The organism is Marisediminitalea sp., from assembly GCF_984433645.1.
The window spans coordinates 1-8,520 of record NZ_CFIDRX010000185.1 but is presented as its reverse complement, the minus strand read 5'-3'; the positions used below and the strand labels follow the sequence as shown (position 1 = coordinate 8,520).

Sequence of the window (8,520 nt, the reverse complement as noted above, 5' to 3'; positions counted from 1 at the left end):
AGCATCGCGCGTGTTAAAACCATTCTGACTCAAAAGGCTGATGCGTAATGACTGAACAAAAAATTCGTACAGTACAAGGTCGTGTGGTTAGCAACAAAATGGACAAGTCTATTGTTGTTGTTGTAGAACGTTTCGTTAAACACCCTATCTATGGGAAGTTCATTAAGCGTACTACTAAACTGCACGCTCACGACGAAAGCAACGTGTGCAACGAAGGCGATACAGTAACTATTCGCGAATGTGCACCTATCTCTAAGAAGAAAACTTGGATGTTAGTTGACGTTGTTGAGAAAGCTGGCGTTTAATCGCTGACTTTTGTCAAAGCTTAAAAAAGCCGCTCTTTGAGCGGCTTTTTTGTGCTTGTTATTTGTGTTCATAACCTGCCAAATCTCCAAGATATTATTCCTGACTATTCAGTCAGGTTACTCTATAAATCAAATTTATATAAATACCAATAAATAGCTTTTTATTCGACATTGATAATACAGGCTGTAAAAACTATAGAATTCATAGTTAAACTACTGATATAGATAAATAACATAAAGGTATTCTTGATTTTATGAATAGCCTATACAGCCATATGTGCTGCTTAGAAAGCATAGATTTAAATGTTTTAAGGAAAGCGTTGGGTCGAGGGCGAGTTATTTTTGCTTATGTGGTGTGTTAAATACAAAGACGCATTCTTCGATATATATAAATATATGATTATATTGTTTTAAAATGACGTTTTAGCAGTATTTTGGAAGTGGTTCAAAAATAAACAGCTGATCAATTTGCAACTTAAGTTGAATTATTTACTGGTTGATTGTTTTGGCTGGTTAGGCGGGAGTGAATACTGTCGGCCAACAACAATGCTATTGGCCGATAAATGAGTTTATGCGTTTTTCAGAGATGCCATATCAATGACAAAACGATATTTAACATCGCCTTTTTTCATGCGTTCGTAGGCAGTGTTTATGTCCTGCATATCCAGCATTTCAATGTCGCAGGCTATATTGTGCTCAGCACAGAAATCTAACACTTCCTGCGTTTCGGCTAGTCCGCCAATCAATGACCCCATGATAGAACGACGCTTTAATACCAAGGCTGCGGTATTAAGCGCAGGTTCAAGTGGCGTTAACTGACCAACCACAATGTGAACGCCGTCATACTTCAGGCAATTCAGATATGGATTAAAGTCGTGTTCTACCGGAATGGTATCTAGCAAATAATCGAATTGTTCTGCAGCAGCGGTCATCTGTGCTTCATCTGTCGATATAATCACATGATCTGCCCCCTGGCTGAGTGCTTCTTCGACTTTGCTGACTGAGCGCGTAAAAATAGTCACTTCAGCCCCCATCGCTTTGGCAAACTTAACGCCCATATGACCAAGTCCACCCATGCCGAGTACACCTACTTTGTCACCCTTTTTAACACCAACGTGTTTCAGCGGAGAGTAGGTTGTAATACCTGCGCACAGAATCGGTGCGGCGGCGGCTGGATCAAGTGCTTCGGGAATTGAAAGCACAAAGGATTCCTTTACTACGATAGCCTCTGAGTAACCGCCGTGATTTGGTGTACCATCTATGCGATCTACACCACCGTACGTACCATGAATACCTTCTTCGCAGAACTGTTCTTCGTCGTGCTCACAGGCACCGCAATGGCCACACGAATCGACCAGACAGCCCACACCTACTTTATCACCTACACTAAACTTAGTGACGTCAGGCCCGACAGCGGTAACAGTACCAACAATTTCATGACCAGGTACAATTGGGTAGCTGGTGCCGCCCCAATCATTCTCTACGGTATGAAGGTCTGAGTGACACACACCACAATAGTCTATGGAAATCGCGACATCGGTATCACGCAGATCACGACGTTCTATATCGAGCGGGTGAACCCCCGAGTCTGGTGCAGTAGCACCGTAAGCTTTTACTGTCGTCATAATTCCTCCTTCTTTGAGTCGTTTAATTTTGACGGATAGCCGCTTTGAATTCAGCCACGATACTCTCCAGTGTTTGCCCAATCCTATAAAACTAAAGGCAAATGTTGTAAGTCATTCCTGTGAAGTACGCGGTTATATCGCTGCAGGCTTTGATGTTGTTGTTACTCGAAAAAGAAGGGCTACGATCAAAACTAACCAGTTACTTTTAGGGCATGCGCAAAAGGTTTTGCAATATCATTGGTAAGAAGGCGTTATAATATCAGCCTTGGCTTCGCCATTTAGTCGGCGCAGTAAACCACACTAATAATGATTGCAGTGATTATAACTAACAATGAATAACGACACGCCTACCTACAAGCCTACCCTCGCTCAGGAAGCCTTTCGCTGGTTCTATTCACTATTGCTGTTAATGGCGATTCCCTTCGCGTTCGTTAATTTCTTACTCAAAGGCAAGGAGCAAAGGAAACAGTCCGGGCGGACGCGCTTTGAACGATTTGGTCTGGTTGCCCCTGTTCCCAAGAAACACGGGTATTTATTTCATTGCGTGTCGGTAGGTGAGGTGGTTGCCGCATCCTGTCTTATCAAACGTATTATGCAGGAGCAGCCAGATGTTCAAATTACCGTTACCACGACTACTGCAACCGGCTCTGCCCGCGTAACGGATATGTTCGGTGATACTGTTCACCACTTTTACTTACCCTATGACTTACCTGTAGCCATGAGCGCCATGCTGAAACGTGTTGAACCACGACAGGTATTAATTACTGAAGTAGAGCTATGGCCGAATTTAATTCACACGTGCTGGAAGCAAGGTATCCCGGTTGTTGTTATTAATGCACGGATGACAGATCGTTCATCGCGGCGATATAAAAAATTCCCGATACTGTTTGAGCCATTGCTTCGAAAGCTTACTCATGTTTGTGCGCAGGGAGACCGAGACTATACAAACTATCTTTTCCTCGGTATGGAAAAAGAAAAGCTTACGCTAACGCAAAATATTAAGTTTGATCAGGCCGCGGCCCTGACGGCGGCGAAAAGTGATTTTCTTGGGTTGGCAAATGCAGAGCGGTACATACTGATTGGCGGCAGTACACATGAGCCGGAAGAGTCAATATTACTCGGTGTCTATAGGGCACTCAAAGAAGCACACCCCTCGCTGTTACTGATATTGGTGCCACGTCACCCAGATCGTTTTGAGGCCGTATCGAAACTAATCGAAAAAGCCGAAGTCACTCTGGTTAAAAGCGCCGACAACCCGGTCATCAATGACGACTGTGATGTGTTACTGGTAAATGAAATGGGCCGACTAAATGCCGCTTATGATGTGGCTGATATTGCATTTGTGGGGGGCAGTATTGCCCAGCGTGGCGGTCACAATGCGCTTGAACCCGCCGCTAAGCAGTTGCCAGTAATTATGGGAACCAGTACGCACAACAATCCTGAAATTTGCAGTAAATTAGCGGAGTCTGGCGGCCTGAAAATTGTTGGCGATGAAGCTGAACTTTGCAATCAGGTTGCGTATTGGCTTAACCACACTGAAGAACGGAAACAGGCGGGTTTAGCGGGTTACCACACCGTTACTAAAAATAGCGGCGCACTGGATAAGACACTGGTAGTTGTGAATAGCATACCGCACTCATAAGTTGATTGTTTTTAGCTAAAAATAAATAGTGAGATTACTGGATTACCAACCGAAGCATATTGGTACACGCAAATACTGCAGGCAAGCTGTCATTGCAATACGCTTGCTTTTCGAGCAAGAAAAATCAATCCCTGCTGATGTGTTGATTTTCGGGTTTTCAAAAAGCTAAAGCCCGGCCTAACTAATGGTGAAATAAAGCGTCCAAAAAGCGCTCACCAAAATTGGGCATAACGTCATAACAATGCCCTGTTTTGGTGTAAAATCGTATAATATAGAATGTTTAATATCTTTCTTGTTTTTGCAAGGTGTTGAATTTTAATAACTTAATTATTTTTGGCATGTTGGCGCGTGCATTGCTATTAATAGTCGACGTTGTAATTGAGTAAAGCAAAAACACTAACGGTTGCACCTAACGCACCACTTAATTGCTCGTTTTTTCCAGGGAGAGGCACCCTGTCTTCAGACAGGGTGCTATTCTGATTACTTTTCTTCACTAGCCGCTGCGGCTACGGCCACTTCTTCCTTCGGCAATGCTTCAGCCTCTACCAGACTAATTAACTTCCATCCTGCTTTTGGAATCATTTCGTCCGAACTTAGCATTACGTGTAATCGCTTATTTTCATCAATGGCAATCAGCGGCGTCGCTTTGTCGGCATAGGTACGCAAATAATCCTGATAAGTAAATTCTGGCGTTATCGACGTGGTTTTAATTCTCCCACCGCGACTCACTGTGCTAGCCAGGTAACCGTATGTTACACCTTCCCCGAACAGTGAGAGCTTCTTAGCATAGTCTTCTGACACCTGATGACTTGGACGCGTACTCGCTTGATTGGTGGTTAGCCCCCATACCTTGTCCTTACCCATCGAATATTCAAAGTGATAGGCAATCATTGGATTGAGCTGTTTATAAGGCGATAAGATCAGTACGGTACCAATGCTGTTTAAATCCAGATGCAGTGCCGCATGCTCAGACATAGGATTACCGAAATAAACGGGAATATCCTGCATGCGAGCTTCCCGAATGGCGTCCCAGTTAGTGTCGGCAACCCGCACTGAGACCTTGTGCTTGATTAACTCTTTAGCCAGTAACCGGCTAAATTGGCTGGCACCAAACAGCAGGAAGCCGTTAGGCACGGGGGCGCGCACTCCCAGTAGTCTCGCTACAGGTTTGGCGGTTAGCCCCTGCAGTACAACCGTGGTAATGATGACCAGAAATACAAGAGGAACAATCACTTCAACGCCGGCATAGCCGAGGGCTTCCAACTTTAGTGAGAACAAAGCGGAAACGGCAGCGGCGACAATTCCACGAGGTGCCACCCAGCTCAATAGAGCCAGTTCGCGCCAATTAAGTCCTGTACCAAAGGAGGAAATGAATACTGACAGAGGACGAGCCACAAAGATAATCGATATCAATACGATGGCGGCTGCCCAGCCAACTTCTGCTACTGCACCGAGATCCAGGCGCGTTGCCAGCAGAATAAATAAGCCGGAAATCAACAGGACGCTCAGGGTTTCCTTGAATTCCAGGATATCGTCAACATCGACATCACGCATATTGGCCAGCATGATGCCAGCGATAGTAACGGTTAACAGGCCGGATTCGTGTGCAAAAAAATTAGACCCTGCAAAAGCACCCAAAATAATAGTCAGCACCGCGGTGTTGCGCAGGTAGTGTGGCACCCAGTGATTGCGCAATGTCACTCCCAGAAAGTAACCCACTGCCAGTCCGCTGAGCAATCCAATGCCAATGGTTTTACTGAATGCATATAGAGTGTGCGACATGGCGCCCTGAGAGGAGATGATATATTCATAAACAATCACGGCGAGTAATGCGCCAATCGGGTCGATAACAATCCCCTCCCAGCGCAGTATGTTGCCGAGGTTCGTTTGAGGTCTCACCGTGCGCAGCATGGGAACAATGACCGTTGGGCCGGTAACTGTCACGATGGCCCCAAATAAAAATGACAGCTGCCAGGTCACCTCCAAAGCGTAATGGGCAACAACGGTGGCTATCACCCAGGTAACCAGCACACCCACAGAACACAGGTTACGTACCATTTTGCCGTGTCCGGCAATGTCCTGGTATTTCAGTGTCAACGCCCCTTCAAACAGAATAATGGCAACAGACAGCGACACGACAGGAAACAACAGGTCGCCAAACAGCTGGTCGGCATTGAGTACGCCAAAAACGGGCCCAACCAGTATACCTATTACCAAAAGTGGCAGAATGGCGGGTAACCGGATGCGGTAGGCCAGATATTGGCACCCAATTGATAACAGTCCAACAGTGACCAAAGCTAAAGTGGGATCTGACACAGAATTTTCCTTTATTGTTATGACAGTGACATCACTGCAGTTCAGGTAACACTGAATTACCTGCCTTACGTTACAGACTATCTATTATAAACGTCCTCACCATACCTAACAGGGCCAGTTGGTACTAGTGTCGAACATTTTTACATATTTGTGGCGATAAATTATACGGACAAAGCTAAGCTGATGATCTTTTGTTGTTTTTTTTAATGGAATAAATATTGCATTTTTCTTTGTTTAACAAAGTATTATCGCGGTGGATGTAAAGATGTTCCAAATAAATAACCGTCGTTTCAAAGCGATACTTTGCATGCTTGTGGTTATTGTGGCAGGGATGTCAGTACCGGCGCAGGCTGGCATTGTAAAGACTGATATTGTCATGATCGTGGATGAGAGTGGCTCAATGAGCAACGTTCATTCAAACCTGGGGAATAGCATTGGCTTGTTTGCCAGTATTTTACAGGCGGGCGGATTAGACGCGCAATTCGCGTTAATCGGCTATGGTTTTGCTGGCGATAACATTCGACTGCTTACCGATTTTGTTGATGCAACTACGTTTGCGGGCTTTACCGGCGATTTGTATTCGATTGGTTCGAATGAGCCAGCTTACGACGCAACGGCTTATGCGCTGGATGGGCTGACGGCCGAGAGTGCCGGGCTAAGTTATCGTGCTGATGCCGTTAAAAACCTGATCCTGTTTGCTGATGAAGCCAGTAACAGTGATACAGAATACAATGCCAGCTCGTTGGATGGCTTATTGCAACAAAGCTCAGCGTTATTCAACGTGGTTCTGGGTGGAACCTTCAGCGATTTGTTAACGCTGGCGGCTAACAATGGTGGCCATGGTTTCGATCTGAATGAACTGAATACGTCAGACACGAATGCACTTACCGCCTTTGTCACTAATTTTGCTCAGGTAAAATTGCAGGAAACTCTGGATTACTGTGTAGCGAATCCGAACGATCCTGCCTGTGTGGGCGGCGGTACCGACCCTGTGCCTGCACCATGGGGCCTTGGCTTTATGGTAATGGCATTGACAATTATGCGAGTGCGCAAATAAACGTTTTCGGCAAAATTCAGCCGTTTTGCCGAAAAAATTAAAGATTATTAACCGGTTCGAAGTTGTAACACGGACTCAATTAACCGTTACCAGCGTAATACAGTGGAATGTTAAACGTCGAATTAATGCGAAAAAACCGTTTGCAGTGTTGGGTGGCAAGCCGCTATGCTTGACCGCCATCATATCCTTACCCGCACGGAGATATCCAGGTTGTCGCGTCGTATGTCGCGCTCTTTTGCGCTGTTCGTTTTATTATTTCCTATGGCTTGCAGTACCACTACCACTGCAAATTCCGGTCAACTCACCGTTATCGCTGAACATGGCCTAATGGCGGAACTGGGTGAAACATCCGGTCTGATCTGCAGTGCCGATGCCCAGTACACCATTGCCGATTCGGGCAACAGTCCCACTTTGTATCGCATTGACGACGAAGGTGTGATCATTGAAGGCGTTGATGTCGCTAAGAAGAACAATGACTGGGAATCGGTGACGGCCGATGACAAATTCTTTTACATTGGCGATTTCGGTAACAACGCGGGTAAACGCAGAAAGTTGGTTATTCACAAAGTGAGTCGGGATGATTTATCCAGTGAGGCCCGTCTAACTTTCACATATGATAATTATGAGCCGAAGAAGAACGAGTTGTACGCGCATGACTTTGATGCTGAGGCCATGGTCGCTCGTCACGATAAGCTGGTACTGTTTTCAAAAAGTTGGCTCACTAAAACCCTGCGGGTGTACCACCTGAATAAAAAAGACGAAGAGCAGCATATTTCGCCGGTAACCACCATTGAGGGGCTCCCGGGTGTTGTCACCGGCGCAGATTGGGACAGATTCCACAACCGCTATGTTGTTGTTGGCTACAGTAGCAACGCCTTTGGTATCGTCGACCCCTTCGTCGCCTTCCTGTCGGAAGATTATACTCTGATGAACAGTTTCACCCTTGCAGGATATGGGCAGGTTGAAGGTTTGTGCGTGAAGAGCAAGGATGAGATATGGCTGACGCAGGAAAACTCACCGTTCAGTATTGCTAAGCTAATTAAGATCCGCCTTGCCACTCTTGAAGAAGACGAAGACTAATTCACTCTCGTTAAATAGCGCGTTATACGCTATTTAACGATTCGACGTAATTTTCGCAGACCGCGCTGCCATAGCGTTAACTGCTCGGGGATGTGGGGTTGGTTAAACACCGAGCCCAGGCGTGTTGTATCCCGTTGTTCCAGCTCGTTCAAAAACCGCTGTTCCCACTGCGCATTCAATGGCGAACGCTGACGTTTTAGTGGGTGAGGTTGTGGCGGTCGTAACTCATCTTTCGCCCTTTCAATACTCCAATATTCCAATGAGCACTATGCGCACTACAGCTCAATAAAGTGTGACACTAGCTTAGCAGGCAGGTCCACAAAGAACCTGCCTGCTTTTCTGCATCTACATCAGCGTGGTTAATGCGGCCTCTATGCCCGAGTCCTGACCACTTTCACGATCATTCTTCGAAAAGTTCGGCACTTCAATATCAACCGGAATGCCTGAGCCTTCATACCACACATCATCGGCAGATAAATACACTTCATTGGAAAG

7 protein-coding genes are annotated in these 8,520 nt (G+C 45.8%); 4 read left to right on the top strand and 3 right to left on the bottom strand.

What is annotated here, in order from left to right:
- The first annotated feature begins 47 nt into the window (after window positions 1-47).
- Window positions 48-305, top strand: coding sequence for a 30S ribosomal protein S17 (rpsQ, locus tag AC4MRN_RS17625; protein ID WP_073324257.1), 258 nt, complete (start codon window positions 48-50; stop codon window positions 303-305).
- A 569-nt stretch (window positions 306-874) separates the two neighbouring features.
- On the opposite strand, the gene AC4MRN_RS17620 is transcribed toward rpsQ, so the two are convergent.
- Window positions 875-1,930, bottom strand: coding sequence for an NAD(P)-dependent alcohol dehydrogenase (locus AC4MRN_RS17620; RefSeq protein ID WP_073324258.1), 1,056 nt, complete (start codon window positions 1,928-1,930; stop codon window positions 875-877).
- A 331-nt stretch (window positions 1,931-2,261) separates the two neighbouring features.
- Here AC4MRN_RS17620 and waaA point away from each other — a divergent pair, with 331 nt between their 5' ends.
- Window positions 2,262-3,572, top strand: coding sequence for a lipid IV(A) 3-deoxy-D-manno-octulosonic acid transferase (gene waaA, locus AC4MRN_RS17615; RefSeq protein WP_491204010.1), 1,311 nt, complete (start codon window positions 2,262-2,264; stop codon window positions 3,570-3,572).
- Between the two features lie 480 nt (window positions 3,573-4,052).
- On the opposite strand, the gene AC4MRN_RS17610 is transcribed toward waaA, so the two are convergent.
- On the bottom strand, window positions 4,053-5,888 hold the full coding sequence (locus AC4MRN_RS17610; RefSeq protein WP_491204009.1) for a cation:proton antiporter: 1,836 nt from the start codon (window positions 5,886-5,888) through the stop codon (window positions 4,053-4,055).
- A gap of 265 nt (window positions 5,889-6,153) precedes the next feature.
- Here AC4MRN_RS17610 and AC4MRN_RS17605 point away from each other — a divergent pair, with 265 nt between their 5' ends.
- Together AC4MRN_RS17605 and AC4MRN_RS17600 are read left to right on the top strand one after the other, a co-directional pair.
- Window positions 6,154-6,945, top strand: coding sequence for a vWA domain-containing protein (locus AC4MRN_RS17605; RefSeq protein ID WP_491204008.1), 792 nt, complete (start codon window positions 6,154-6,156; stop codon window positions 6,943-6,945).
- A 165-nt stretch (window positions 6,946-7,110) separates the two neighbouring features.
- Complete coding sequence (locus AC4MRN_RS17600) at window positions 7,111-8,025, top strand: hypothetical protein (RefSeq protein ID WP_491204007.1); 915 nt, start codon at window positions 7,111-7,113, stop codon at window positions 8,023-8,025.
- Window positions 8,026-8,054: 29 nt separating this feature from the next.
- Here AC4MRN_RS17600 and AC4MRN_RS17595 read toward each other — a convergent pair whose 3' ends face one another.
- Window positions 8,055-8,285 (bottom strand): hypothetical protein, encoded by a 231-nt coding sequence (locus AC4MRN_RS17595; RefSeq protein WP_491204006.1) that lies wholly within the window; start codon window positions 8,283-8,285, stop codon window positions 8,055-8,057.
- Between the last annotated feature and the right edge of the window lie 235 nt (window positions 8,286-8,520).

Excerpts from the sequence above, each read along its gene's own strand:
- rpsQ (WP_073324257.1), top strand. The coding sequence starts at position 48 with ATGACTGAACAAAAAATTCGTACAGTACAAGGTCGTGTGGTTAGCAAC.
- AC4MRN_RS17620 (WP_073324258.1), bottom strand. The coding sequence starts at position 1,930 with ATGACGACAGTAAAAGCTTACGGTGCTACTGCACCAGACTCGGGGGTT.
- waaA (WP_491204010.1), top strand. The coding sequence starts at position 2,262 with ATGAATAACGACACGCCTACCTACAAGCCTACCCTCGCTCAGGAAGCC.
- AC4MRN_RS17605 (WP_491204008.1), top strand. The coding sequence starts at position 6,154 with ATGTTCCAAATAAATAACCGTCGTTTCAAAGCGATACTTTGCATGCTT.
- AC4MRN_RS17600 (WP_491204007.1), top strand. The coding sequence starts at position 7,111 with ATGCTTGACCGCCATCATATCCTTACCCGCACGGAGATATCCAGGTTG.